The organism is Streptomyces sp. NPDC055103 (assembly GCF_053607625.1).
In genome coordinates, this window is record NZ_JBSGTX010000030.1 from 1 (window position 1) to 24881 (window position 24881).

21 protein-coding genes are annotated in these 24881 nt (G+C 71.2%); 11 read left to right on the plus strand and 10 right to left on the minus strand.

What is annotated here, in order from left to right:
• Positions 1 to 79: 79 nt before the first annotated feature.
• The gene (locus ACWFR1_RS19965; RefSeq protein ID WP_453552899.1) at positions 80 to 589 is read right to left on the minus strand and encodes a recombinase family protein; all 510 of its coding nucleotides are present in this window, start codon (positions 587 to 589) and stop codon (positions 80 to 82) included.
• A 299-nt stretch (positions 590 to 888) separates the two neighbouring features.
• On the opposite strand from ACWFR1_RS19965, the gene ACWFR1_RS19970 reads away from it, so the two are divergent.
• Complete coding sequence (locus tag ACWFR1_RS19970; RefSeq protein WP_453552901.1) at positions 889 to 1530, plus strand: HAD family acid phosphatase; 642 nt, start codon at positions 889 to 891, stop codon at positions 1528 to 1530.
• On the opposite strand, the gene ACWFR1_RS19975 is transcribed toward ACWFR1_RS19970, so the two are convergent.
• On the minus strand, positions 1527 to 2027 hold the full coding sequence (locus ACWFR1_RS19975) for a hypothetical protein (protein WP_453552903.1): 501 nt from the start codon (positions 2025 to 2027) through the stop codon (positions 1527 to 1529). The genes ACWFR1_RS19970 and ACWFR1_RS19975 overlap by 4 nt on opposite strands.
• Positions 2028 to 2125: 98 nt before the next feature.
• On the opposite strand from ACWFR1_RS19975, the gene ACWFR1_RS19980 reads away from it, so the two are divergent.
• Positions 2126 to 2776 carry a lipoprotein gene (locus tag ACWFR1_RS19980; RefSeq protein ID WP_453552905.1) on the plus strand — a complete coding sequence of 217 codons (651 nt, stop codon included), beginning with the start codon at positions 2126 to 2128 and terminating at the stop codon, positions 2774 to 2776.
• A 155-nt stretch (positions 2777 to 2931) separates the two neighbouring features.
• On the opposite strand, the gene ACWFR1_RS19985 is transcribed toward ACWFR1_RS19980, so the two are convergent.
• Positions 2932 to 4464: a ricin-type beta-trefoil lectin domain protein gene (locus tag ACWFR1_RS19985; protein WP_453552907.1), complete on the minus strand. Its 1533-nt coding sequence runs from the start codon at positions 4462 to 4464 to the stop codon at positions 2932 to 2934.
• A gap of 142 nt (positions 4465 to 4606) precedes the next feature.
• On the opposite strand from ACWFR1_RS19985, the gene ACWFR1_RS19990 reads away from it, so the two are divergent.
• The 3 genes from ACWFR1_RS19990 (at position 4607) to ACWFR1_RS20000 (ending at position 9215) form a co-directional block, all read left to right on the plus strand.
• Complete coding sequence (locus ACWFR1_RS19990) at positions 4607 to 6016, plus strand: class II fumarate hydratase (RefSeq protein WP_453552909.1); 1410 nt, start codon at positions 4607 to 4609, stop codon at positions 6014 to 6016.
• A gap of 173 nt (positions 6017 to 6189) precedes the next feature.
• Positions 6190 to 6855, plus strand: a complete 666-nt coding sequence (gene fomD, locus ACWFR1_RS19995; protein WP_453552911.1) for a cytidylyl-2-hydroxypropylphosphonate hydrolase — start codon at positions 6190 to 6192, stop codon at positions 6853 to 6855.
• A 311-nt stretch (positions 6856 to 7166) separates the two neighbouring features.
• Positions 7167 to 9215, plus strand: a complete 2049-nt coding sequence (locus tag ACWFR1_RS20000) for a SpoIIE family protein phosphatase (protein WP_453552913.1) — start codon at positions 7167 to 7169, stop codon at positions 9213 to 9215.
• Positions 9216 to 9336: 121 nt separating this feature from the next.
• Here the strand turns inward: ACWFR1_RS20000 and ACWFR1_RS20005 are convergent, their stop codons facing one another.
• A complete protein-coding gene (locus ACWFR1_RS20005; RefSeq protein WP_453552915.1) occupies positions 9337 to 11586 on the minus strand; it encodes a transglycosylase domain-containing protein in 2250 nt (749 codons plus the stop codon).
• A 276-nt stretch (positions 11587 to 11862) separates the two neighbouring features.
• On the opposite strand from ACWFR1_RS20005, the gene ACWFR1_RS20010 reads away from it, so the two are divergent.
• The 3 genes from ACWFR1_RS20010 to ACWFR1_RS20020 are packed head-to-tail and all read left to right on the plus strand — an operon-like array spanning position 11863 to position 15451.
• Entirely contained in the window at positions 11863 to 12387 is a 525-nt protein-coding gene (locus tag ACWFR1_RS20010) for a PadR family transcriptional regulator (RefSeq protein ID WP_453552917.1), read from the plus strand.
• Positions 12384 to 13082, plus strand: a complete 699-nt coding sequence (locus ACWFR1_RS20015; protein WP_453552919.1) for an ABC transporter ATP-binding protein — start codon at positions 12384 to 12386, stop codon at positions 13080 to 13082. Before ACWFR1_RS20010 ends, ACWFR1_RS20015 begins: the two co-directional genes overlap by 4 nt.
• Positions 13079 to 15451 carry an FtsX-like permease family protein gene (locus ACWFR1_RS20020; RefSeq protein ID WP_453552921.1) on the plus strand — a complete coding sequence of 791 codons (2373 nt, stop codon included), beginning with the start codon at positions 13079 to 13081 and terminating at the stop codon, positions 15449 to 15451. The genes ACWFR1_RS20015 and ACWFR1_RS20020 overlap by 4 nt, the downstream gene beginning before the upstream one ends.
• Before the next feature lie 103 nt (positions 15452 to 15554).
• On the opposite strand, the gene ACWFR1_RS20025 is transcribed toward ACWFR1_RS20020, so the two are convergent.
• Positions 15555 to 16529 (minus strand): hydrogen peroxide-inducible genes activator, encoded by a 975-nt coding sequence (locus ACWFR1_RS20025; RefSeq protein ID WP_453552923.1) that lies wholly within the window; start codon positions 16527 to 16529, stop codon positions 15555 to 15557.
• A 134-nt stretch (positions 16530 to 16663) separates the two neighbouring features.
• On the opposite strand from ACWFR1_RS20025, the gene ACWFR1_RS20030 reads away from it, so the two are divergent.
• Both ACWFR1_RS20030 and ACWFR1_RS20035 read left to right on the plus strand, forming a co-directional pair.
• Positions 16664 to 17218 carry a peroxiredoxin gene (locus tag ACWFR1_RS20030; RefSeq protein ID WP_453552925.1) on the plus strand — a complete coding sequence of 185 codons (555 nt, stop codon included), beginning with the start codon at positions 16664 to 16666 and terminating at the stop codon, positions 17216 to 17218.
• 6 nt (positions 17219 to 17224) lie between these two features.
• Positions 17225 to 17758: an alkyl hydroperoxide reductase gene (locus ACWFR1_RS20035; RefSeq protein ID WP_453552927.1), complete on the plus strand. Its 534-nt coding sequence runs from the start codon at positions 17225 to 17227 to the stop codon at positions 17756 to 17758.
• 69 nt (positions 17759 to 17827) lie between these two features.
• Here the strand turns inward: ACWFR1_RS20035 and ACWFR1_RS20040 are convergent, their stop codons facing one another.
• From ACWFR1_RS20040 to ACWFR1_RS20060, 5 genes are all read right to left on the minus strand, one after another.
• Positions 17828 to 18508 carry a hypothetical protein gene (locus ACWFR1_RS20040; protein ID WP_453552929.1) on the minus strand — a complete coding sequence of 227 codons (681 nt, stop codon included), beginning with the start codon at positions 18506 to 18508 and terminating at the stop codon, positions 17828 to 17830.
• Entirely contained in the window at positions 18505 to 19971 is a 1467-nt protein-coding gene (locus tag ACWFR1_RS20045; protein WP_453552931.1) for an AI-2E family transporter, read from the minus strand. Before ACWFR1_RS20045 ends, ACWFR1_RS20040 begins: the two co-directional genes overlap by 4 nt.
• Before the next feature lie 133 nt (positions 19972 to 20104).
• A complete protein-coding gene (locus ACWFR1_RS20050) occupies positions 20105 to 20827 on the minus strand; it encodes an aggregation-promoting factor C-terminal-like domain-containing protein (protein ID WP_453552933.1) in 723 nt (240 codons plus the stop codon).
• 379 nt (positions 20828 to 21206) lie between these two features.
• Positions 21207 to 22532, minus strand: coding sequence for a PhoH family protein (locus ACWFR1_RS20055; protein ID WP_453552935.1), 1326 nt, complete (start codon positions 22530 to 22532; stop codon positions 21207 to 21209).
• 284 nt (positions 22533 to 22816) lie between these two features.
• Entirely contained in the window at positions 22817 to 23578 is a 762-nt protein-coding gene (locus ACWFR1_RS20060) for an isoprenyl transferase (RefSeq protein ID WP_024758664.1), read from the minus strand.
• A gap of 127 nt (positions 23579 to 23705) precedes the next feature.
• On the opposite strand from ACWFR1_RS20060, the gene mgrA reads away from it, so the two are divergent.
• Complete coding sequence (gene mgrA, locus ACWFR1_RS20065) at positions 23706 to 24743, plus strand: L-glyceraldehyde 3-phosphate reductase (RefSeq protein WP_453552937.1); 1038 nt, start codon at positions 23706 to 23708, stop codon at positions 24741 to 24743.
• The last annotated feature ends 138 nt before the right edge of the window (positions 24744 to 24881 follow it).

Here is a 24881-nt window from a genome sequence, read left to right on the forward strand (position 1 = left end):
CCGTCCGCCATGCCGGCCGTGACTACCACCGGCCCCTACAGGCCCTCGGCCTCACCTGACGAACCCGGACAGATCTCGATCACGCAATGACCCTGTAGCCGTACGGTTCCACTCCGCCGATCCACACCCCCTTCGCCTTGCGCGCGGCCGACCCGGAGAGCGCGCGGGCGCGGATGGTGTCCAACTCGCCTTCGGCGAAGGCCGCGATGATCTGAGCGAACATCTTCCCCATGGCAGTGGACATGTCGATGCCCTCGGTCACGGACACGATGGTCTTGCCGTGCTTCTGGCACCACTCGAAGACCTCGGCGAAGTGCCCGGCCTTCCTGCTGAGGCGGTCCAGCTTCCACACCGCCAGCACGTCCCACTCGTCTGCACGCTCGTTGAACCAGGGGCCGAGACCGGGACGCTTGAAGGGGTGCATCGCTCCGGACACGTCCAGGTCTTCCGCCCAGCCCACCATCCGCCCGCCGACGGCGGGGCCAACCGTCCAGTGCTCCACGGCGTGACGCTGCTTCTCGGGGCTGGTCGTGTCGTCCTTCAGGATCGACAGTCGGACGGCGCCCAGGACCCTCGGGTTAGAGATCATGCGCCGGATCGTACGAGGGTCCATTTGAGATGAACAAGTCGATCGACTTCTTCCAGAACCCGGCGCCCGAGCCGACCTTCACGCACATCCCGGTGCGGGGCCCCGGCCTCGGCTGATCGGTCCCCTCCCCGGCGCCCCCGGCTCCGTACACGGTCACTTCGGTGCTCGTACGGACCGGGGGCGTTGTCGATCTCCGCTCAGAAACTCGCTACCGGCCGGTAGACCTCTCGTTACCTACCGGCCAGTATTGGCCGCGAGCATGTCAACCACTGAGCCGGTAGACCACTCGGGAGCCCCCCATGCCCTCCACCCCCCTCCGTCGCCGTGCCGCCGTCGGCACCACGGCCACGCTCGCCCTGACGGCCTTCCTCGTCGTCGGTCCCGCGCCCGCCGCCTCCGCGGCCGACCCTGACACCCACCTGATGTCGACGGCGGCCCTCGCGGACGTGGACTACGCGACCTGGCGCAAGGACGTGGCCGCCGTCGTCGCCGAGGCCCGCCCGTACATCGAGGAGCGCGCGAAGGACGCCGGCGACGAGAAGCAGGCCATCGTCCTCGACATCGACAACTCATCCCTGGAGACCGACTTCCACCCCTTCTGGGAGCTGCCGACCCCGGCCATCGCGGACGTCCGGGACCTGGTCCAGGACGCCCACGCCAAGGGAGTGGCGGTCTTCTTCGTCACCGCCCGGCCGGGGATCATCCACTCCCTGACCGACTGGAACCTGAAGCGCGTCGGATACCCGGTCGACGGCCTGTACGTGCGCTCGCTCCCCGACCTGTTCGCCGAGGTCAGCGCGTACAAGACGGAGAAGCGCGCGGAGATCGAGGCCAAGGGCTACACGATCGTCGCGAACATCGGCAACAACACCACCGACCTCGTCGGCGGCCACGCCGAGCGCACCTTCAAGCTGCCGGACTACGACGGCAAGCTGTCCTAACGCGTGAGGTGGAATTCCAGCCGCTCGTAGTCCCCGTCCGGGGTCGAGCGGATGTAGCCACGCACGTCCTTGAAGTCGCCGGTCCCGCCGGTGACGGCGATGTCGAACGCGGCGGGCTGTTCGTCCGCCGGGTCGAACGAGAGGAGCGTCTGGCCGGCGATCTGCCCGCCGGGGCCGCCGGTCAGGGCGAAGGTACCGACGCACTGGAGGTCTCCGGGGCTGCCGGTGCGCGCCACGGTGCAGCTCACGCCGTCCCGGCCGACCTTGTCGCCGCCCTTGGACCGGTACAGGTCGTCGGCGAAGGCGAAGGAGTCACCGACCTCGGGTGCCGGAGGACTCTCGTCGGCCTGCTCGCCGGGGACCTCTTTGGCGTAGAGGGTGAATTCGAGGTCGACGGCCTGGGTGCCGGCGGCGGAGACCGGGGCGGCGGCGCCGAAGGTGACCAGCGCGACCACGGCGGCACCGAGCGCACCGGTCCTCCTGAAGCTTCGGGACATGACCTGCCTCCTCGCGGGTGGTGGATCTCCCCCTGGGCTCGCTTCATTGTCCGTTGCCCGCCCGGGGCCCGCTCGTTCGCGGAGCTACTCTGGCGCGCATGGAACACCCGATACGGATCATGGTCCCGGTCGCCGCTCTCCTGGTCAGCGGCCTGTTGATGGCCGGTTGCGCCGCCCCTGAGGCGCTGCCCGAGGTCACCCAGGGCGCCCGGCCGACCACGGTACCGACCACTGCCGCGACGGCGCCCGCGACGGCCGCTTCGCACGTGACCCTCGGCGGGCCGGGGACGGCCTGCGCGCTGCCCGTCTCCTTCGCGCTGGCCGAGCGGTGGGAGCCGGAGGCGGTCGAGAATCCGGAGGACCCGGAGTTCGCGGCGCTCACGCGCCAGGGACCGGCGACCGTCCGCTGCGCGGTGGACGCCAAGCCGGCGGGGAACATCGGGTTCCTGCGGGTGTGGACGGTCGGGAAGGGGCCCGCCGCCCGGGTCTCCCTCGAGGCGTTCGTGAAGGCGGAGAAGGGCAGCTCGGCCGCCGTCTACCGCGAGACGAAGGCGGGCGCGCTGCCCGCCACCGAGGTGACGTACACCGTCCACAGCGAGCTGATGGAGGAGTCCAAGGAAGAGCGGGCCTTCGCCGTCGCGACCCCGAAGGGAGCGGTGATCGTCCACCTCGGGGGGCTGGACACGGAGGAGCACCGCGCGATGCTCCCGGCGTACGAGCTGGCCAGGACGACGCTGCGGCTCGGCTGAGTCGGACTCCGAACGAGGGCCAGCAGCCCTCACGGGCGCACGGCCGACGAGCCGGCCCGGAGCCTCATGGCTCAGGACCGGCTCGAATCCGGGCAGCCTCCCGGGCGTCCCGCAGCGGGGGCACGTCCCGGGGGGGCGTCCCCGGACTCCCGTGGCTACGCGAACTTCTGGTTCGCTGAGCCGTCGCAGTTCTGGAGTCGGATCGGCTCCTTCGCCGCGCCGTGCGTCAGGCACAGGCCGGTCGCGCCGGCCGGGCGGATCGTGGCGCCGTCACGGACGAAGTTCTGGTTGGCGCCGCCGTGGCAGTTCCAGATGACGAGCGCCCTGCCCGCCTGGAAGCTGGACGAGGGCACGTCCAGGCAGCGGTCCTGGGTGAGCTGGGTGTGGACGCTCTGGCGGGCGGAGTCGTACCACCAGCCCTGGTTGCGGCCGCCGTGACAGTCCCAGCCGACCACGCCGGTGTTGTTGGACGAGGAGGCGGCCCCGACGTCGACGCACTGACCGGTGGCCTGGTTCCTCAGCGGCGTGTACGCGTCGTCCCAGGCGACCGGGAAGAGCGTCGGCCGGCCCGAGGAGTCGACGTCCGCGCAGCCGGCCTCGCGGACACCCGCGGCGTAGAGCTGCGTGAGGCAGGAGGCGAAGGCGGCGTGGCCGCGGGCGTTCGGGTGGAACGACTGGCGGACCGAGTTCTCGTCCGGGGTGCCGGGCTTGGAGAGGTCGATGTAGAGCCCGCGGGCCCAGCTGTCCTCCATGCAGACCTCGTGGCCGTGGAAGAGCCGCGAGTTGTCGAGGTAGAAGGCTCCGGTCGAGGCGGCGACCTTGCGCATGCCGCGTTCGAAGGCGGGGACGGCGGTGTTGCGGCCCCAGACGGTGTCGGAGTCGTAGCCGAGTCCGCCGCAGCTCAGCTTGCCGGGGAAGGACGGGTTGTCGTGGAAGTCGGGGCCGATGGGGCTGGGGTAGCCCATGACGACGAGCTTGTAGTCGCCGTCGGCGTAACCGGCGTCGCGCATGACGGTCTTGAGGTCCCGCACGGTCTGCTCGACCTTGGGGACGAGGGCGTCGACGCGGGCCTGCCAGCCGGGGGCGTACTTGGGCTCGCAGGCGCCCTGGAGCAGCAGGTAGCGCTGGACGCAGTCGGTCATGACGGGGCCGAACTGCAGGTCGTCGTTGGCTCCGGCGACGAGCAGGACCATCTTGATGCGGGTGTTGCGGGCCTTCACGGCGAGGTTGTCGCTCTGGACGAGCTCGTCGGCGTACTGCTTCGAGCCGCCGATCCGGATGTTGCCGGTGTACGCGCCGGAGCAGGACACGTTGAAGGTGAGGTCCGCGGGGATGCCGGTGCGGTGGATGGCGGCGTCCGGCGAGCGGTGGCACCAGTTGGTCGGGCCGTTGGTGGGGGGTTCGTACGTGCCGACGCCCTCGCCGGAGATCTCGCTGTCGCCGAGGGAGATCAGGCCGGTCTTGCGCTGCGCGAGCGGACGCTCGGCCGGGTCGCCGTAGATCCTGGTCGCCTCGGCCGCGCGGATCGCCTCCAGCTCGGGCGGGAGCGGTACGGAAGCGGTGACCGCTGTCGTGAGGGTGCCGGCGGTCGCTCCGGCGGGGGCCGCCGCGGTCATCGTGCCGAGCGCGGCGGCTGCCGCGGCGACGGCCGCGATGGGCCAGCGGAGTCTGTACCTGGTGCGCGTCATTGCGCCTCCTGGAAGTGGGGTTACCCACGGTTTTTACTGGTCGGTACGCGGGTTGGGAATACATCGAACAAGACAAGTGCTCAGGTTTTTCGGGGGGTTCGGGGATCGCCCACCGCCGGGCACACCCAGGAGGTTGAGGAAGATGACGACGAACGGCGCAGCCGACGAGTACCGGATCGAGCACGACTCCATGGGCGAGGTGCGGGTCCCCGCGCACGCCAAATGGCGTGCGCAGACCCAGCGGGCCGTGGAGAACTTCCCCGTCTCGGGCCAGCGCCTGGAGCGCGCCCACATCGAGGCCCTCGCCCGGATCAAGGCCGCGGCGGCCACGGTCAACGCCGGGCTCGGGGTGATCGACGCGGACCGGGCCGCCGCGATCGTCTCGGCGGCGGAGGAGGTCGCCGAAGGGCGCTGGGACGAGCACTTCCCGGTGGACGTCTTCCAGACCGGCTCCGGCACCTCGTCCAACATGAACACCAACGAGGTGATCGCCACCCTCGCGACCGAGCGGCTCCCCGAGGGCCTGGACGTCCACCCCAACGACCACGTGAACGCCTCGCAGTCCTCCAACGACGTCTTCCCGTCCTCCATCCACGTCGCGGCGACCGGCGCCGTCATCCGTGACCTGATCCCCGCCCTCGACCATCTGGCCGCCGCCCTGGAGCGAAAATCGGCCGAATTCGCGACGGTGGTGAAGTCCGGCCGTACGCATCTGATGGACGCCACCCCGGTCACCCTCGGCCAGGAGTTCGGCGGCTACGCGGCCCAGGTCAGGTACGGCGTGGAGCGGCTCAGCGGCGCACTCCCCCGGCTCGCCGAACTCCCCCTCGGCGGTACGGCGGTGGGCACCGGCATCAACACCCCGGCCGGCTTCTCCGCGGCCGTCATCGCGGAGGTCGCGCGGGCGACGGGCCTGCCGCTGACGGAGGCCCGCGACCACTTCGAGGCGCAGGGCGCCCGGGACGCCCTCGTGGAGACGTCCGGGCAGCTCAGGACCATCGCCGTCTCCCTCACCAAGATCTCCAACGATCTGCGCTGGATGGCCAGCGGCCCGCGCACGGGGCTCGCGGAGATCAACCTCCCCGACCTCCAGCCGGGCTCGTCGATCATGCCGGGCAAGGTCAACCCGGTGGTCCCTGAGGCGGTCCTGATGGTCGCCGCGCAGGTGACCGGAAACGACACCACGGTCGCGGTGGCGGGCGCCGCCGGGAACTTCGAGCTCAACGTGATGCTGCCGGTGATGGCCAAGAACCTCCTGGAGTCGGTACGGCTCCTCGCCAACGCGTCCCGGCTGCTCGCCGACCGCACGGTCGACGGGATCACCGCCAACGTCGAGCGCGCCCGCGAGTACGCCGAGTCCTCGCCGTCCGTGGTCACCCCGCTGAACAAGTACATCGGCTACGAGGAGGCCGCCAAGGTCGCCAAGAAGTCCCTCGCCGAGCGGAGGACCATCCGCGAGGTGGTGCTCGCCTCCGGGTACGTCGAGCGGGGCGACCTCACGGTCGAGCAGCTGGACGAGGCACTGGACGTCCTGCGGATGACACGCCCTTAGGGCCTGTCCGACCCTGATCCGCCGGACAGGCCCTGGCCGACCGCGCGGACCCACGCGGTCGGCCGACCCGTCGGCGGCTCTCCACCGTGACCGACGGGTCGGCGGCTGACTCATCCGTGACCTGTACCGCAGCGCTCGTGGGAGCGCGGCGAGGCACCCCCTAAGATCTGCGCATGACAGAGTCGGGCGGACCTCAGCACTGGGCGCCGGGGGAGCAGATCCTCTGGCGCTACCGCGGCAACGGCACCGGCGCCGTGCACATCTGCCGGCCGGTGACCGTCGTCCAGGACACCCCCGAGCTGCTCGCGGTCTGGATGGCGCCCGGCACCGAATGCGTACGGCCCGTACTCACCGACGGCACGCCCGTGCACGAGGAGCCGCTCGCCACCCGGTACACCGCCCCGCGCACCACGGAGCGGTCCCGCTGGTTCGGCAGCGGGGTCCTCAAGCTGGCCCGGCCCGGGGACCCGTGGTCGGTGTGGCTGTTCTGGGAGCGCGGCTGGCGCTTCCGCAGCTGGTACGTGAACCTGGAGGAGCCGCGGACCCGTTGGGCCGGCGGCGTCGACTCCGAGGACCATTTCCTCGACATCTCCGTCTATCCCGACCGCAGTTGGCTGTGGCGGGACGAGGACGAGTTCGCGCAGGCCCAGCGGTCCGGTCTGATGGACCCGGAGCAGGCCGTGCGGGTGCGGGCCGCGGGCCGGCGGGCGGTGGATCTGATCCGGTCCTGGGGGACGCCGTTCGCGGACGGCTGGGAGGACTGGCGGCCCGATCCGGGGTGGCCCGTGCCGCAGCTCCCCGGCGACTGGGACCGCACTCCGGCCCATACGGCCCCGTGAGACCCTTGATGCGCCCCCGGGGTTCAAACGTAGGATCGTCCTCCGCACGGCAGATGCGGATCGAACACCACGTCAGACCGAGCGGACACCACGTCAACGACTGAGCACAGCACAGGACCTGACCACAAGTCATCCACGAGGGGGAGAGCAGTGCCGGACGTGCGCCCGGGTGTTCCGACCCCTGCCGTTGCCGCCGCTCGCGGAACGTCCACATCCGCTGCATACGAGGGGTTTATCCCTGCCGAAGGCGCGGCATCGGCGAGAAGAGCGAGTGCATCGCACCACCGGCCCGGACGGACGGAACCCCACGCGTGACGGAGCATCCCACCTCCCACGAAGGCCGGCAGCCCCTGGCTGCCCGGCCGCAGGAACGCGCGCGCCCTCGCCAGGAGGCGGCGGCCACCGGCCTGCCCTCCGACGTGCCCGCCCAGCCGGGCGGACCGGCGGACCGGCCGGCCCCCGCTACGGACGCGCCGGCACGGACCGGCGCGCCCGGCGAGACAGCCGGACCGAACGGCGGACCGGCAGGCGCCCCGGGCGGCGGACAGGCCGTCGGACAGACCGCCGCGCAGGCAGGCGGACCGGGCGGCGGGGGCGGTGCCCCCGGGGCCGTGGCCGTCGCCGTGACCGCGCAGAGCCCCGGCCCGGGCCGTGGCCCCGACGGCGCCGCGCGGCGCGAGGGCGAGCGGCTGCGGTTCGTCGGCGCCGCGACCCGCCGGATCGCGCGCGGGCTCGACCTCGACGAGATCGTGCTCGGCCTGTGCCGGGCGACCGTGCCCACCTTCTCCGACGAGATCCTGGTCTACCTCCGCGATCCGCTGCCGGTCGGCGACGAGCGCCCGGTGTCGCCGTTCGTCCTGCGGCTGCGCCGTACCGACCGGCTCCGGTTAGGCGAACTGGAGGGCGAGGAGCTCGTCCTCGTACCCGATCCGGATCCGACCCCCGCGGCCGAACTCTGCGAGGTGCGGTCCGGCGGGGCGCTCGCGGAGGTGCTGCGCGGGGTGCGTCCGGTCTTCGGCGACTCCGCGGCCGCCAAGACCGCGCTGGCCGAACTCCTCGGCCCCGAGCACCCGCTGCCCGGCGGGCTGCGGGCGATACTCGCCCCGCTGCGGGGCCGGCGCCGGGTCATCGGTGCCGCCGTCTTCCTGCGCCGCCCCGAGCGGGCCGGTTTCGAGCCGAACGACCTGCTCGTCGCGGCGCAGTTGGCGACGCACACCGCGCTCGGCATCGACAAGGCCGTCCTGTACGGCCGTGAGGCGTACATCGCGGACGAGCTCCAGCGGACGATGCTGCCGGACTCCCTCCCGCAGCCGACCGGTGTCCGGCTCGCCTCGCGCTACCTCCCGGCCGCCGAGACGGCCCGGGTCGGCGGCGACTGGTACGACGCGATCCCGCTGCCCGGCAGCAGGGTCGCCCTGGTCGTCGGCGACGTCATGGGCCACTCCATGACCTCGGCGGCGATCATGGGCCAGCTGCGTACCACCGCGCAGACCCTGGCCGGGCTCGACCTGCCGCCGCAGGAGGTCCTGCACCACCTGGACGAGCAGGCGCAGCGGCTCGGCGAGAACCGGATGGCCACCTGTATGTACGCGGTGTACGACCCGGTCTCGCACCGGATCACCGTGGCCAATGCCGGCCATCCGCCGCCGATACTGCTCCACCTCGGTGGGCGCGCCGAGGTACTGCGGGTGCCGCCCGGCGCCCCGATCGGGGTCGGTGGCGTCGACTTCGAGGCGGTCGAGCTGGACGCCCCGGCGGGCGCGACGCTGCTGCTGTACACGGACGGTCTGGTGGAGTCCCGGCTGCGGGACGTCTGGACCGGGATCGAGCAGCTGCGGGAGCGCCTCGCGGCGACCGCGCAGTTGACCGGCCCGGACCATTCGCCGCCGCTCGAGGCGCTCTGCGACGACGTCCTCGACATGCTGGGTCCGGGCGACCGGGACGACGACATCGCGCTGCTCGCGGCACGGTTCGAGGGGATCGCGCCGAGCGACGTGGCGTACTGGTTCCTGGAGCCGGAGGACGCGGCTCCGGGGCGGGCCCGGCGGCTCGCCCGGCGGGCGCTGGCCCGCTGGGACCTGGAGGAGCTGACGGACTCGGTCGAGCTGCTGATCAGCGAGGTCGTGACGAACGCCGTGCGGTACGCGGAGCGGCCGGTGACGCTGCGGCTGCTCAAGACGGACGTCCTGCGCTGCGAGGTCGGCGACGACTCGCCGCAGCTGCCCCGGCAGCGGCGGGCGCGGGACACGGACGAGGGCGGTCGCGGCCTGTTCCTGGTGAACCGGCTGGCCCGCCGGTGGGGGGCGACCCGTCTCTCGGGCGGCAAGGTGGTCTGGTTCGAACTGGCCACACCGGGCTGAGCGCGACAGCGCCGGCACGACCGCGCATGACGGTATGACGATGGCCGGGCCCCATGGGGCCCGGCCATCGTCATACCGGCGTCATACCGTCGGCATACCGGCGGTCATGCCGGCGGCACCGTCACTGACCGGGGCGCCCGGTGTCGGTCCCGTCGGTCTGGCCCGGGTCCGGGTCCGGCGGCTGGGCGGTCGTCGGGTCCGTCGTCGGCGGCTTGACCGTGGGCGGCGGGGTAGGCTCGTCGGTCGGCTCCGCCGGGTCCGTCGTCGACGTCGCCGGCGGCGTGGTGACGGGGTCGCGCGTCGGCTCCGTCGGCGTGGTGGCCGGCGAGGTCGGCGGGCGCGTCGGGTCCGGGGACCCGGTGGTCGGCTCGTCGGTCGGCTCGTCCGTCGCCTCGGTGGTCCCGGTGGGGTCCGGGTCCGGCTCGTACGAGGCCGTGCCGTCGGTCTCCAGGTCGAAGCGGGCGTCGGAGTCGCCGCCGAGCGCGCTGTTGGTGTAGTCGCCCCAGATCTGGGCGGGGGTGCGGCCACCGTTGGCGCGGCCCTCGTTGATCGTGTTGGTCAGCGTGACCTGGTTGCCCTTGGGGTCCTCGCCGAAGAGGCCGACCGCGGTGACGAGTTCGGGGGTGTAGCCCACGAACCAGGCGGAACGATTGTTCTCGGAGGTGCCGGTCTTGCCGGCGGCGTCGTAGTCACCGGCCGCACGGAAGCCGGAGCCGCTCTGCACGACGCCCTGCATGGCCTTGGTGGTGGTGTCGGCGGCCTCGCGGCTGATGACCTGGCTGCCGATCGCGTCCGCGGGCTCGACCTTGCGGTCCTTGTGCGAGGCGGCCTTCACCAGGGTCGGGGTGACCTTCTTGCCGTGGTTGTCGAGCGTGGCGTACACGCCGGCCATGTCCAGGGTCGAGGCGCCCATGGTGCCGAGGGACATGGCGGGGGTCTCGCCGAAGTCCGGGCCGTCCTTCATGCCGAGGGCGAGGGCGGTCTTCTTGGTCGCGGCCTCGCCGACGTCGACGATCATCTGGGCGTAGACCGAGTTGATGGACTTGTTGGTGGCCGTCTGGACGGTCACGGGACCGTGGCTGTAGTCGTCCTCGTTCTCCGGCGCGAAGGGGATGTCGCTGCCGACGACCTTCCGCTTGCTGGTGCCGTCGTAGACGGTGCCGAGGCCGATGTCCCAGCCGCCCTGGGTCTCCGCCTTGGTGTCGATGGCGGTGGCGAGGACGATCGGCTTGAAGGTCGAGGCGGGCTGGTAGTCGCGGCGGGTCGCGTTGGACGTCCAGTGCTCGGTGGCGCCGACGCCGCCGTACATCGCGACGACCGCGCCGGTCTTGGGGTCGACGGAGGTGGCGCCGGCCTGGACGGTGGCGTCCTTCGCGTCGCCCTTGCGGTCGAGCTTGGCCTCCAACTGCCGGTCGACGGCCTTGACGAGGTCCTTCTGCTTCTTCTCGTCGATGCTGAGGGTGATCGTCCAGCCGCCGGCCTTGATGTCCTCCTCGCTGACGCCCTGGCGCATCAGCTCCTGGTTGGCGGCCTCGACGATGTATCCGGTCTGGCCCTCCATGCCGGGGGCGGGCTTGGGCTTCTGCGGCACGGGGAACTTCAGGCCGGCGCGCTCGGCGGACGAGAGCCAGCCCTCGCCGACCATGTTGTCGAGGACGTAGTTCCAGCGCTCCTCGACGAGCTTGCGGCCGGTGGCGCTGGCGGAGTTCCAGTCGTACTGGTTGGGCGCCTGGAGCAGCGAGGCGAGGTAGGCGCCCTGGGCGGTGGTGAGCTGGGTGGCGTCGACGCCGTAGTACGAGCGGGCGGCGGCCTGGATGCCGTAGGCGCTGCGCCCGTAGTAGCTCGTGTTCATATACCCGGCGAGGATGTCGCTCTTGCTGGTCTCGCGGTCGACCTTGATCGCGATGACCATTTCCTTGAGCTTGCGCGTCGCGGTCTGGTCCTGGCTCAGGTAGTAGTTCTTGACGTACTGCTGGGTGATGGTCGAACCACCCTGCTTGCCCTGGCCGGTGAGGGTCGACCAGGCGGCGCGCGTGGTGCCCTTGATGTCGACGCCGTTGTCCCGGTAGAAGCTCTTGTTCTCGGCGGCGACGAAGGCCTTCTGGACCGGCTCGGGGATCTTCTCCAGGCCGACGATCTCGCGGTTGATCTCGCCGGTGCGGGCGAGGATCTTGCCGTTGGCGTACTTGTAGATGTTGCTCTGCATGGTCGCCTCGGCGTTGGCCGTCGGCACCGGGACCATGAGGTAGACGACGTACAGGGCACCCATGGCCAGCAGGCAGAACACGAAGAAGGTGCCCAGGAGCTTCTTCCAGGAGAAGAAGCGGCGTATGCCGCGTTTCTTCGCCTTGCTCTTGTCCGGTCGGCCCATGGGTCCTGTCGCTCCACTCGTCGTGTGTCTCGGCGCCTCGGCCGGCTGCGTCCACGCCGGATCAGCTCAGCAAGCTAACACCGGCAACGCAGACAAAGGGCAACCGATCACGCCTTTTCCGGACGTGAGAATCAGCACCCATGCCCAGAGGAACCGACGCTCCCGTGGGCCGGATGGTTGCCCACAGAAGGCGAGTTCATGATCGGAACGGACACTTCCGGCCGACCCCCGCGCTGCTATACATCCTGCGTATACACCGCGTGTACAGTGACCGGCATGTCCATCGGTCACACCCTCCTGGGGCTCCTGGAATCCGGCCCGCGCCACGGCTACGACCTCAAGCGCGCCTTCGACGAGCGGTTCGGCCACGACCGGCCCCTGCACTACGGCCAGGTCTACTCGACGATGTCCCGGCTCCTGAAGAACGGCCTGGTCGTCGTCGACGGCATCGAGGCGGGCGGCGGGCCCGAGCGGAAGCGGTACGCGATCACCGAGGCCGGCATCACCGATGTCGCCGCGTGGCTCGCCACCCCCGAGAAGCCGGAGCCGTACCTCCACTCCACGCTCTACACCAAGGTCGTCCTGGCGCTGCTCACCGGCCGCGGGGCCGCCGAGCTCCTCGACACCCAGCGCGCCGAGCACCTGCGGCTGATGCGCGAGCTCACCCGGCGCAAGAAGGACGGCGACCTCGCCGACCAGCTCATCTGCGACCACGCCCTCTTCCACCTGGAAGCGGATCTGCGCTGGCTGGAACTGACCGCCGCCCGCCTCGACCGGCTCGCCGAGGAGGTCCGCCGATGAACTCCGTCACCACCGATCGCGCCCCCCTCCTCCGCGCCACCGGCCTGGACAAGGCCTACGGCCCCACCCCGGCGCTCGCGGGCGCCGACTTCTCCCTCCGGGCCGGCGAGGTCGTCGCCGTCATGGGCCCCTCGGGCTCCGGCAAGTCCACGCTGCTGCACTGCCTGGCCGGAATCGTGCGCCCCGACGCGGGCACGATCACCTACGACGGGCGCGAGCTCACCGCGCTCTCCGACAGCGCGCGCAGCTCCCTGCGCCGTACCGACTTCGGCTTCGTCTTCCAGTTCGGCCAGCTCGTCCCCGAGCTGACCTGCGTCGAGAACGTCGCCCTGCCGCTCCGACTGAACGGCGAGCGCCGGAAGACCGCCGAGGCCAGGGCCGCCGAGTGGCTCGCCCGCCTGGAGGTCGACACCGTCGCGGGCAAGCGGCCCGGCGAGATATCCGGCGGCCAGGGCCAGCGCGTCGCCGTCGCCCGCGCCCTCGTCACCGCACCGCGGGTGATCTTCGCCGACGAGCCGACGGGCGCGCTCGACTCCCTCAACGGCGAGCGGGTCATGACCCTGCTCACCGACGCCTCCCGCGACACCGGCGCCGCCGTCGTCCTCGTCACCCACGAGGCCCGCGTCGCCGCGTACTCCGACCGGGAGATCGTCGTCCGGGACGGCTCGGTACGGGATGCGGAGTGGGCGGCATGAGCCTCGCCACCTGGGCCCGCGACCTGGCGCTCGGCGCCCGGTTCGCGGTGACCGGCGGCCGCCCCGGCCTCCTCCGTACGCTGCTGACCGCGACCGGCGTCGGCTTCGGCGTGGCGCTGCTGCTCGTCGCCACCTCGCTGCCCGGCATGATGTTCCAGCGGGAGGTACGGGAGTCCGAACGCGCCGTCGACGGCAGCGAACAGCTCGACTCCCCCGGCCCCGACTCCTTCCTCCACCTCGGCCGGACCACGGAGTACCGGGGGGACGTCGTCACCGGTCTGCTGGTGCGCCCGGAGAGCGACGCGCCCCCGGCACCACCGGGCACCGCGAAGCTCCCGGCCGTCGGCGAGATGGCCGTCTCCCCCGCCCTCCGCGACCTGCTCGACTCCCCCGAGGGCGCCCTGCTCAAGGAGCGGCTCCCCTACAAGGCCACCTCGACGATCGGCCAGGCCGGCCTCATCGGCCCGGCCGAACTCCGGTACGTCGCCCACGTCGACTTCCTCACCACCGAAAATTTCGACGGGCGCGGCACGCGCTACGGCTGGTCGGTGCCCGAGGAACCGATGAACGCGTTCCTGATCCTCCTCGTCATCGTCGCCTGTGTCGTCCTGCTGCTGCCGGTGCTCGTCTTCATCGCCACCGCCGTCCGCTTCGGCGGCGAGCAGCGCGACCGACGGCTCGCGGCGCTGCGGCTCGTCGGCGCGGACACGGCGACGACCCGCCGGATCGCGGCCGGCGAGTCCCTCGCGGGCGCGCTGCTCGGCCTTCTGGTGGGGGTCGGACTCTTCGCGGTGGCACGGCAGTTCGCCGGGGCCTTCACCATCTGGGACGTCAACGCCTACCCGTCCGACGTCGTGCCGATGCCCGCGCTCGCCGCGATCGTGCTCGGCGCGGTCCCGGTCTCCTCCGTCGTGGTGACCCTCTTCGCGCTGCGCGGCGTGGCGATCGAGCCGCTCGGCGTCGTCCGCGTCTCCACGCCCCGGCGTCGCCGGCTGTGGTGGCGGCTGCTGATCCTCGCGGCCGGTGTCGCCCTGCTCGTCCCGCTCGTGGGCGAGGTCCGGGCGACCGAGACCAGCGTCGACACCGCGCGCGTCGTGACCGGCACCACCCTCGCCCTGATCGGCCTCACGACCCTCCTTCCCTGGCTCGTCGAAGCCTGTGTGAGGCGGCTCCACGCGGGCCCCGTCGCCTGGCAACTGGCCGTCCGCAGGCTCCAGCTGAGCAGTGGCACGGCGGCCCGCGCGGTCAGCGGGATCGTCGTCGCGGCGACCGGGGCGATCGCCCTCCAGATGCTCTTCCAGGCCATGGAGAACGACTTCACGGATCTCACGGGCCAGGACACGTCCCGCGCCCAGATCACGCTCGGCGCCGACGCCCGTACCGCCGGCGAGGCCCGCGGGATCATCGACCGCCTGGAGCGGACCGAGGGCGTCACCGGGGTGGTCGGCACCGTCCAGTCGCACGTGTGGCGGCCCGGGCCCCTGCAGGACGGCGAGGAGTTCGCCCCGGTGACCTCGCTCCGGGTCGGCGACTGCGCCTCCCTCAGGGAGTACGCCACGCTGCCCTCCTGCACCGACGGCGACGTCTTCGTCTTCCTCGCGCACGGCGCGCAGGGCAGCCCGGACGACACCTGGGTCACCAGGACCGCGCGCCCCGGTGCGGCGGTCGCCCTGCGCGACCCGTATCCGCACCCGAGTGCGCCCCGGCGGGCCGAGGGCACCCCGCTGCCGCAGTGGCGCATCCCCGCCACCGCCCGGATCGTGGACTCCCGCCCCGACCCGACCGGGATGTACGAGTACGGCGTCCTGGCGACCCCGTCGGCGATCGACAGCGGCCTGCTCGACGCGCCCGACGCGCAGGCCATGGTCCGGCTCGACCCGGCCGTGCCGGACGCAGCCGAGTACGTACGGAACACGGCGGCGGCCGTCGACCCGACGTCCTGGGTCCGTACCCTGAAGGACACCGAGCGGGACGCGGCGTTCTCCAGCGTCCGCACCGGCATCCTGGTCGGCTCCACGCTGACGATGCTCCTGGTGGCGGCCTCGCTCCTGGTCGCGACCCTGGAACAGCTCAGGGACCGCAAGCGGCTGCTGTCCTCGCTCGTCGCGTTCGGCACCCGCCGCTCGACCCTGAGCTGGTCGGTGCTGTGGCAGACGGCGGTGCCGATCGCCCTCGGTCTCGTCCTCGCCGTGGCGGGCGGGCTCGGTCTCGGCGTGCTCCTGCTGAAGATGGGCGGGCAGCGGGTCCAGGACTGGTGGGTCTTCCTGCCGGTCGCCGGGATCGGGCTCGCGCTCATCGCGGCCGTGACGCTCCTGAGCATGCCGGTCCTGTGGCGGCTGACGCGGGCGGACGGGCTGCGCACGGAGTAACCCGTCGAGCGGATGTACGCCGAGGGGCGCGGGTTCCTGGAGCCGGAGGGCGTCAGGAACCCGCGCCCCTCACGCGTACGGACGCCGGGAACCGGTACAGGCGTCAGGAACCCGCGCCCACCACCCGTACCGGAAGCCCCTTCATCGCGCCGCGCAGCTCCTCCGCGAGTTCCTCGAACTCGGCGTGCCGGGCCGCGCCCGCCCGCATCGCGAGGGCGATCCGCCGCGAGGGCGCCGGTTCCGTGAAGAGCCCCGTCCACAGGGCGCTGTTGCGGGCGGTCTCGACGGTCACGGCGGTGCGCGGCAGCAGGGTCACCCCGAGGCCGCCGGCCACCAGCTGGACCAGGGTGGAGAGCCCGGCGGCGGTGGTGGTGACCTCGGCGCCGCCGCTGCGGCCGGCCTCGCGGCAGATGTCGAGGGCCTGGTCGCGCAGGCAGTGCCCCTCGTCGAGGAGCAGCAGCCGCAGCTCCTTGAGGGCCTCGCGCGGGATGTCGTCGCGCCCGGCCAGGGGGTGCCCCTGCGGGGTGACGAGCACGAAGTCCTCGTCGAAGAGCGGCAGTTCGGTGACGCCGGGCACACCGAGCGGGACGGCGAGCAGCAGCAGGTCGAGCCGCCCGGCCGCGAGTCCCTCCAGGAGGGAGGAGGTCTGCTCCTCGTGGACCTGGAGGTCGAGGTCCGGATAGCGCCGGTGGACGAGCCGCAGGACGGTGGGCAGCAGGTACGGGGCGACCGTCGGGATCACGCCGAGCCGCAGCACCCCGGTGAACGGCGCCTGGGCGGCCTCCGCCTCCTCCATGAGCTCGGCGACCGCGTCGAGGACGGCCCGCGCGCGCACCGCGAGCCGCTCCCCCGCGGGCGAGAGCAGCACCTTCCGCGTCGTACGCTCAAGGAGCTGGACACCGAGTGCCTCTTCGAGAGCCGAAACCGCGCCCGAGAGCGCGGGCTGGCTCATGCCGATGGCCGCCGCCGCATCGCGGAAGTGCAGATGCTCGGCGACTGCCGCGAACGCCCTGAGCTGGGAAAGGCTCGGCTGCTTGCCTCGGTGCGGGCCGTACGGGGGGCTGTAAGGGGATGCCACTGATAACCACCTTCGATCAACACGACCCACTCTAGCTATTTCACTGATCAATGCACTCCGTGCCATGCTGTGACCACGTCCAACCCCCACGGAAGACCCCAAAAGGGACCCTTCCCGTTTCACAAGGAGAGCGCGTGCTCACTGTCGGTGACAAGTTCCCCACCTACGACCTGACCGCCTGCGTGTCGCTGGAGAGCGGCAAGGAGTTCGAGCAGATCGACCACAAGGCCTACGAGGGCAAGTGGCGCGTGGTGTTCTTCTGGCCGAAGGACTTCACCTTCGTCTGCCCCACCGAGATCGCCGCGTTCGGCAAGCTGAACGACGAGTTCGCGGACCGCGACGCCCAGGTCCTCGGCGTCTCCGGCGACTCCGAGTTCGTGCACCACGCCTGGCGCAAGGACCACGCCGACCTGCGTGACCTGCCCTTCCCGATGCTCGCCGACTCGAAGCACGAGCTCATGCGCGACTGCGGCGTCCGCGGCGAGGACGGCTTCGCCCAGCGCGCCGTCTTCATCGTCGACCCGAACAACGAGATCCAGTTCACCATGGTGACCGCCGGCTCCGTCGGCCGTAACCCCAAGGAGGTCCTGCGGGTGCTCGACGCCCTGCAGACCGACGAGCTGTGCCCGTGCAACTGGAACAAGGGCGAGGGCACCCTCGACGCCGCCTCGCTGCTCGCGGGCGAGTGATCTGACATGGCTCTCGACGCACTCAAGGCAGCCATACCGGACTTCGCCAAGGACCTGAAGCTGAACCTCGGTTCGGTCATCGGGAACAGCGAGCTCCCGCAGCAGCAGCTCTGGGGCACGGTCCTCGCCTGCGCGATCGCCTCGCGCTCGCCGATCGTCCTCAAGGAGCTCGAGCCCGAGGCCCAGGCCAACCTGAAGCCCGAGGCGTACCAGGCGGCCAAGTCCGCCGCCGCGATCATGGCGATGAACAACGTCTTCTACCGGACCCGGCACCTGCTGTCGGACCCGGAGTACGGGACGATGCGCGCCGGTCTGCGGATGAACGTCATCGGCAAGCCGGGCGTCGAGAAGGTCGACTTCGAGCTGTGGTCGCTGGCCGTCTCGGCGATCAACGGCTGCGGCCAGTGCCTGGACTCGCACGAGCAGGTCCTGCGCGAGGCCGGTGTCGACCGCGAGACGATCCAGGAGGCCGTGAAGATCGCCGCGGTCATCCAGGCCGTCGGCGTCACGCTGGACGCGGAAGCGGTCCTCGCCGAGTAAGGCACGACCGTCGTACGAGAAGGGCCCCGGGGCTGCGCGCCCCGGGGCCCTTCCGTCATGTCCGGCCGGTCACTTCTTCAGCGCCGCCATGAGGGCGAGCATGTCCTGGGTCATCGGGACGTCGATGCCGGTGAGGTCGAGCGGAGGGGCGGACACGATCTTCCCGTCCACCTCGTAGTCGCCCTGGCGGAAGAGCTGGAACTCGATCTCCGCCTGGCCGTCGAGGACCCGGAGGGCCCCGCCCTGCCCGCCCTGCTCGTCGAAGTAGGCCTGCTCGCCCACTCCGTCGATCTTCTGGAGCTTGCCGTACCGCTGGGCGGTCGCCGCGAACTCGTGCTCGGGGTCGATCACCTTGTGCAGGGTGTAGGTGATGCTGACGTCCTGCCCGAACTGCCCGCCCCCGAAGTTGGCCGAGCACATGGACTCGCTGACCGACGGTTCGTTCATGACGGGACCGGCACCGTTGGTGCCCCGCTTGCCGAGGATCGCCCCGAGCGCCTTCATCTCGGCCAGCTCGCAGAGGTTCTCCACCGGCTTGTACCCGGCCAGGTCAGGGCCCGTTTCCTTCTTCTCCCCGTACGCGTAGAGCCCGCCGCCCCACACCGCCGAGGCCAGCACCGCGCCGCCGAGCGCCCACAACCAGGGGCGGCGGGCGCGGGGCGGGCCGGGCGGGCCGGGCGGCGGGGTGTCGGTGAGGACCTCGGAGGTGACGAAGACGTCGCCACCGTCCAGTTCCGGCTCGGAAATCACGTAATGCTCTCCCCCTTGACGGCCGTCGAACCCGGAGCCGGGGTCGGGGCCACTTCGAACGCGGTCGCTCCGCGCGGTTCCGGTGTGCTGCGCAGGGCCTGTTCGGTGCTGTACGCCCGCAGGTAGCCGACCACCGTGTTGGACACCGCCACCAGCGGGACGGCGACGACCGCGCCGCCGATGCCCGCGGTCAGACCGCCCGCCGCGACCGCGAGGACGACGGCCAGCGGGTGGACCCGTACCGCCCGGCCCAGGATGAAGGGCTGGAGCACATGGCCCTCGATCTGCTGCACGGCGAGGACGACGACGAGCACCATGAGTGCGGTGAACAGGCCGTTGGTGACGAGGGCGACGACGACCGCGAGGGCGCCGGAGATCACCGCGCCGACCAGCGGGATGAAGGCGAACAGGAAGATGAAGACGGCGAGCGGCACGGCCATCGGCACGTCGAGGAAGTAGAGACCGAGGCCGATGAAGACCGCGTCGATCAGGGCGACGAGCACCGTGCCGCGCACATAGGCGGTGAGGGTGCGCCAGGCGCGCGGCCCCGCGCCGGCGACGCCGGGCCGGGCCTGGGCCGGGACCAGCTTGAGCGTCCACTCCCACACCTTCTTCCCGTCGTGGAGCAGGAAGAGCGTCGAGAACATGGCGAGCAGGATGCCGGTCATCGCCTCGACGACGACCGTCACGCCCTGGAGGCCGACGGAGGTGATCTGCTCGGCGTTGGCGCCGATCGAGTCGCTGAGGTTCTTCGCGATCCCGTTGATCTGCTGCTCGGTCACATGGAAGGGGCTGTTGAGGAGCCCGCGCTTGAGCTCCTCGATGCCGTCCCTGACCCGGTCGGACAGATTGTCGATGTTGTCCATCACCTGCCAGACCACGAACCAGCCGACGAGACCCATCACGACGAAGCCGGAGACGGCGGTGACGGCGGTGGCGACACCGCGCGGCAGGCCCATCGTGCGGAGCCGGGCGACGGTGGGCTGGAGCAGGGCGGTGACGAGCAGCGCGGCGACGAAGGCCAGGACGACGAGCTGGACGGAGCTGATCACCTTCATCAGCACCCAGACCGTGCCCGCGAAGACGAGGAGCCGCCAACTCGCCTCCGCCGCGACGCGCATGCCCCAGGGGATCGCGGCGACGGGGTCGGGCCGGGCGGCGACGGCGGGGGCGTACGAGGGTGGCGCGGGGACGGAGCGGCCGGCTCCGTCCGGCGATTCCTCGGCCGGGGCAGCCGAGGCGTCGTCCGGGACGGACGGGGCGGACGGGGCGGACGTCGGGAGGGGCGGGGTGAGGTCGACGTCCGGCGCGGCGGGCCGCTCCGGGACGGGGGCGGTCACGTCCTCGTACGGGATGCCCGCGGGCTCTTCGCGTTCGGCCTCGGCCCTGCGCTCGTCCAGGCGTTCACCCATGCGGCTCAGGCTGTCGCCCAGCCGTCCCAGCCATCCCGGCAGTCTCGACATCGCTTTCCTCTTCCCCCCGCTCGTCCTTGGGCCCACGCGCTCCCCCGGAGGGCCCATGGGCCTTCGCAACCTACACGCAAGAGCCCCTCACCGTAGGACGGTGAGGGGCTCCGGAAGGTTGAGCACGCCGGTACTAGTACCAGCGGTTGGCCTGCCAGAACGACCAGGCACCACAGGGGCTGCCGTAGCGGCTGTCCATGTAGTTGAGGCCCCACTTGATCTGGGTGGCGGGGTTGGTCTGCCAGTCGGCGCCGGCCGAGGCCATCTTGCTGCCCGGCAGCGCCTGCACGAGGCCGTAGGCACCCGAACTCTGGTTGACCGCGAGGTAGTTCCAGGTCGACTCGTGGTTCACGATGTTGCTGAAGCACGTGAACTGCGAGGCCGGGACCATCTGGCGGGCGATCGCCTTGACCTCGGCGACGGAGTACGAGCTCTGCGCCGAGAAGCTGGAGGCGTCGCGCGCGGAGGACCGGCTGGCGCGCTCGGCCTCTTCCTTCTCGCGCTCCTTGCGCTCCTCCTCGGCCTTGGCCTCGGCGGCTGCCTTGTCGGCGGCCTCCTTCTTGGCCTCGGCGTCCTTGGCTGCGCGGAGCCGGGCGTTCTCCTCCGCGGTCCTCTTCAGGGAGGCGTCGGCGGCCGCGGCCTGGACGTCGGCCTGCTCCGAGAGCGAGGAGACCTGTACCTGGGCCTGCTCGCCCGCGGGGATGTCCGCGAGCAGCGTGGTGTCGGCCGCGGTGGCCTCGAAGTTGTCATCCGAAGCCTGCACGGCGTTGCCCGAGGCAACGCCGACGACGGCGCCGACGGTGGTGACCGCAGTGGCCGAAGCCACCGCGAATCCCCGGACCGAGATCCGGCTCACACGGTTTCCTTCCAGCATCGCCCGCACAGGTGACCACGCGGGCGAAATCGTGCCCCTGGCGCTGGTCTCCGACGTACTGGGTCACTGGAGACACGGGCCCGTGGTGCTGTGGGCGGCATACGGCTGACGACTGTGGAGTTGTACGTGGGGTGTGCGCCACTGAGGGTGCACGGGTGCCGTATGCGGGGCCTGACGGAAGCAAGACTTTGCCGGACGGCGACACCGCAAGGCAATTCTCCGCCGCGTGTGAAAGCTCACACCTCGGTGGACGCAGGGGTTTTGGGAGATACGGCGGACAGGGGGGCGCCGCCCGGCTAAGCTCCTTCGCTTTGCCGGGCGGCGCCAACTTCCGTACGCGTACAGACGCGTACCAATCGGGTCAGATCTGACCGTCCTCCAGCATCTCCGTCACGAGCGCGGCGATCTGGGAGCGCTCGGAGCGGGTGAGCGTGACATGCGCGAAGAGCGGATGCCCCTTCAGTTTCTCGATGACGGCGACGACTCCGTCGTACCGGCCGACGCGGAGGTTGTCGCGCTGGGCGACGTCATGGGTCAGCACGACCCGGGAATTCGCCCCGATCCGGGACAGAACGGTCAACAGGACGTTCCGTTCCAGGGACTGGGCCTCGTCCACGATGACGAAGGCGTCGTGGAGGGAGCGGCCCCGGATGTGGGTGAGCGGCAGGACCTCCAGCATTCCGCGCCCGAGCACCTCCTCGATGACCTCGCGGCTCGCGACCGAGGACAGCGTGTCGAAGACCGCCTGAGCCCAGGGGCTCATCTTCTCCGCCTCGCTGCCCGGCAGATAGCCGAGCTCCTGGCCGCCGACCGCGTACAGCGGGCGGAAGACCATCACCTTCTGGTGCTGCCGGCGCTCCAGCACCGCTTCCAGGCCCGCGCAGAGCGCGAGCGCGGACTTGCCCGTACCGGCCCGGCCGCCCATCGAGATGATGCCGACGTCCGGGTCGAGGAGCAGATCGAGCGCGATCCGCTGCTCGGCGCTGCGGCCGTGGAGCCCGAAGGCCTCCCGGTCGCCCCTGACGAGGCGGACGTTCCCGTCGGACGTGATCCGGCCGAGCGCCTTGCCGCGCTCGGACTGGAGCACCAGGCCCGTGTGGACCGGGAGGTCGGCGGCCTCCGGGACGTGCAGCGTGCTCTGCTCGAAGAGCAGGTCCACCTGCTCCCCGGAGAGCGCGAGCTCGGACATCCCGGTCCAGCCGTTGGCGTCCGTGATGGCCAGTTCGGCGCGGTACTCCTCCGCCAGGAGACCGACCGAGGAGGCCTTGATGCGCAGCGGCAGGTCCTTGGAGACGACCGTGACGTCGTACCCCTCCGCCTGGAGGTTGCGCGCGACCGCGAGGATCCGTGAGTCGTTGTCCCCCAACCTGTAGCCGGCGGGCAGGATGCCGGGGTCGGAATGGTTGAGTTCGACACGCAGGGTGCCGCCCAGCTCCCCGACGGGGAGAGGGGCGTCCAGGCGTCCGTACCTGACCCGGAAGTCGTCCAGGAGGCGCAGGGCCTGCCGGGCGAAGTAGCCGAGCTCTGGGTGGTGCCGCTTGGCCTCCAACTCCGTGACCACGACGATCGGGAGCACGACTTCGTGCTCGTCGAACCGTGACACGGCTTTGGGGTCGGCCAGCAGGACGCTGGTGTCGAGAACATAGGTGCGCCGGTCGTTAAGGCGGCGCTTCGTGCTGGTCACCACGGAAGGACAGACCCCCTCTGAAGACCCCTGTGAGGTCGGGGCGCGACGGAACCGGTGTCGCTACGGAATGGGACCGGGCTCAGGCCGCGATGCACGGGCCGAACCACGGCCCTCCGCTTCTCCCGTACGTGTCCCGCACGGTCGTCCTGGTGCAAGGGGCCTCCCGGGTGGCGGTCTCCGTGCCGCTCACTTCACCAGGGGTATGCCCTCGAACCACCGCTGCCATGCCATGGCATATGACGACGTGTTCGTGAACACGAGGTGATCGGTTCCGACGGGGCGTCTCAGGTGCCGTAGCGCCGGTGCCGGGCCGCGTAGTCGCGCAGCGCCCGCAGGAAGTCGACCTTCCGGAAGGCCGGCCAGTGGACCTCGCAGAAGTAGTACTCGGAATGGGCGCTCTGCCACAGCATGAACCCGGAGAGACGCTGCTCACCGCTGGTACGGATCACCAGGTCCGGGTCGGGCTGGCCGCGCGTGTAGAGGTGCTCCGAGATGTGCTCGACGTCGACGATCTCGGCGAGCTCCTCGAAGCTCGTCCCCCGCTCCGCGTGCTCCAGGAGCAGCGAGCGGACCGCGTCCGCGATCTCCTGCCGGCCGCCGTAGCCCACGGCCACGTTCACCAGTATTCCCGTGTTGGCGTGGGTGGCCTGCTCGGCCTCCTTCAGCACGGACTGGGTACGGGCGGGCAGCAGGTCCATCGTGCCGACGTGGTTGACCCGCCAGCGGCCGTCGGCGGCGAGCGCGCGCACGGCGTTCTCGATGATGCCGAGCAGCGGGATCAGCTGCTCCTCGGGCCGGTTCAGGTTGTCCGTGGACAGCATCCAGAGCGTGACGACCTCGACGTCGGTCTCGGCGCACCAGCCGAGCAGCTCCTGGATCTTGTCGGCGCCCGCCTTGTGGCCCTGCTCGGGGGTCCCGCCGGACGCCTTGGCCCAGCGCCGGTTCCCGTCGAGGATGACACCGATGTGCTTGGGCACCTGATCATGGTCGAGGCGGCCTTCCACCCGGCGTGCGTAGAGCCCGTACACCAGGTCGCGCAGGTTCACTGTTCTTTACCTCTCCATGCAGCGGCGGTCCACCCGGCAGCGGCGGTCCGCAAGCCGCCACACTACTGCGCACGGACGACAGGCTCCCAGCCCGGGACTGTCACAAGTCCGTGATAAGCAGAGATACGTGACTGATTCCCCCCTGTACCGCGCCTCCGCGGACCGCTACGACACCATGGAGTACCGCCGCACGGGCCGCAGCGGCCTCAAGCTCCCGGCGATCTCCCTCGGCCTCTGGCACAACTTCGGTGACGACCGCGCGCTCGACAACCAGCGCGCGATCCTGCGCCGCGCCTTCGACCTCGGTGTGACCCACTTCGACCTGGCGAACAACTACGGTCCGCCGCCCGGCTCCGCCGAGCTGAACTTCGGCAAGCTCTTCGCCCAGGACTTCGCGCCCTACCGCGACGAGCTGATCGTCTCGACCAAGGCCGGCTACGAGATGCACCCCGGCCCGTACGGCGAGTGGGGCTCCCGCAAGTACCTGCTGTCCTCGCTCGACGCCTCCCTGAAGCGGATGGGCCTCGACTACGTCGACATCTTCTACTCGCACCGCTTCGACCCGCACACCCCGCTGGAGGAGACGATGGGGGCCCTGGCCTCCGCCGTCCAGCAGGGCAAGGCGCTGTACGTCGGTGTCTCCTCGTACAACAGCGAGCAGACCGCCGAGGCGGCCCGGATCCTGCGCGAGATGGGCGTCCCGGCCCTGATCCACCAGCCCTCGTACTCGATGATCAACCGCTGGACCGAGGACGACGGCCTCCTCGACACGCTGGAGGACGCCGGCATGGGCTGCATCTCCTTCGTGCCGCTGGCGCAGGGGCTGCTCACCAACAAGTACCTGAAGGGCATCCCGGAGGGCTCGCGGGCCACCCAGGGCAAGTCCCTCGACCCGAACCTGCTCTCCGACGAGGTGCTGCGGCGCCTCCACGGCCTGGCGGGCATCGCGGAGCGGCGCGGGCAGTCGCTGGCGCAGCTGGCGCTGTCGTGGGTGCTGCGCGACGAGCGGATGACCTCGGCGCTGATCGGCGCGTCCAGCGTCGCCCAGCTGGAGGAGAACGTCGCCGCGCTCGCGGCCGCGCCGCTGACGGCCGGGGACCTCAAGGAGATCGACTCGTTCGCGGTCGACACCGAGGGAACGAACATCTGGGCCGGCCGGGGCTGACCCCTGCCACCCTCCCGTTCCTCCCGCCCGAGGGGGCGGGAAAGAAAAAACGGGCCGGTCCGTGGGGGGGGATACGGACCGGCCCGAGGGGGGGTTTCCACCATAACCCTTCGTTAGTCGTGTTGCGCGCCACGTGCG

Excerpts from the sequence above, each read along its gene's own strand:
- ACWFR1_RS19965 (WP_453552899.1), bottom strand. The coding sequence starts at position 589 with ATGATCTCTAACCCGAGGGTCCTGGGCGCCGTCCGACTGTCGATCCTG.
- ACWFR1_RS19970 (WP_453552901.1), top strand. The coding sequence starts at position 889 with ATGCCCTCCACCCCCCTCCGTCGCCGTGCCGCCGTCGGCACCACGGCC.
- ACWFR1_RS19975 (WP_453552903.1), bottom strand. The coding sequence starts at position 2,027 with ATGTCCCGAAGCTTCAGGAGGACCGGTGCGCTCGGTGCCGCCGTGGTC.
- ACWFR1_RS19980 (WP_453552905.1), top strand. The coding sequence starts at position 2,126 with ATGGAACACCCGATACGGATCATGGTCCCGGTCGCCGCTCTCCTGGTC.
- ACWFR1_RS19985 (WP_453552907.1), bottom strand. The coding sequence starts at position 4,464 with ATGACGCGCACCAGGTACAGACTCCGCTGGCCCATCGCGGCCGTCGCC.
- ACWFR1_RS19990 (WP_453552909.1), top strand. The coding sequence starts at position 4,607 with ATGACGACGAACGGCGCAGCCGACGAGTACCGGATCGAGCACGACTCC.
- fomD (WP_453552911.1), top strand. The coding sequence starts at position 6,190 with ATGACAGAGTCGGGCGGACCTCAGCACTGGGCGCCGGGGGAGCAGATC.
- ACWFR1_RS20005 (WP_453552915.1), bottom strand. The coding sequence starts at position 11,586 with ATGGGCCGACCGGACAAGAGCAAGGCGAAGAAACGCGGCATACGCCGC.
- ACWFR1_RS20010 (WP_453552917.1), top strand. The coding sequence starts at position 11,863 with ATGTCCATCGGTCACACCCTCCTGGGGCTCCTGGAATCCGGCCCGCGC.
- ACWFR1_RS20015 (WP_453552919.1), top strand. The coding sequence starts at position 12,384 with ATGAACTCCGTCACCACCGATCGCGCCCCCCTCCTCCGCGCCACCGGC.
- ACWFR1_RS20020 (WP_453552921.1), top strand. The coding sequence starts at position 13,079 with ATGAGCCTCGCCACCTGGGCCCGCGACCTGGCGCTCGGCGCCCGGTTC.
- ACWFR1_RS20035 (WP_453552927.1), top strand. The coding sequence starts at position 17,225 with ATGGCTCTCGACGCACTCAAGGCAGCCATACCGGACTTCGCCAAGGAC.
- ACWFR1_RS20045 (WP_453552931.1), bottom strand. The coding sequence starts at position 19,971 with ATGTCGAGACTGCCGGGATGGCTGGGACGGCTGGGCGACAGCCTGAGC.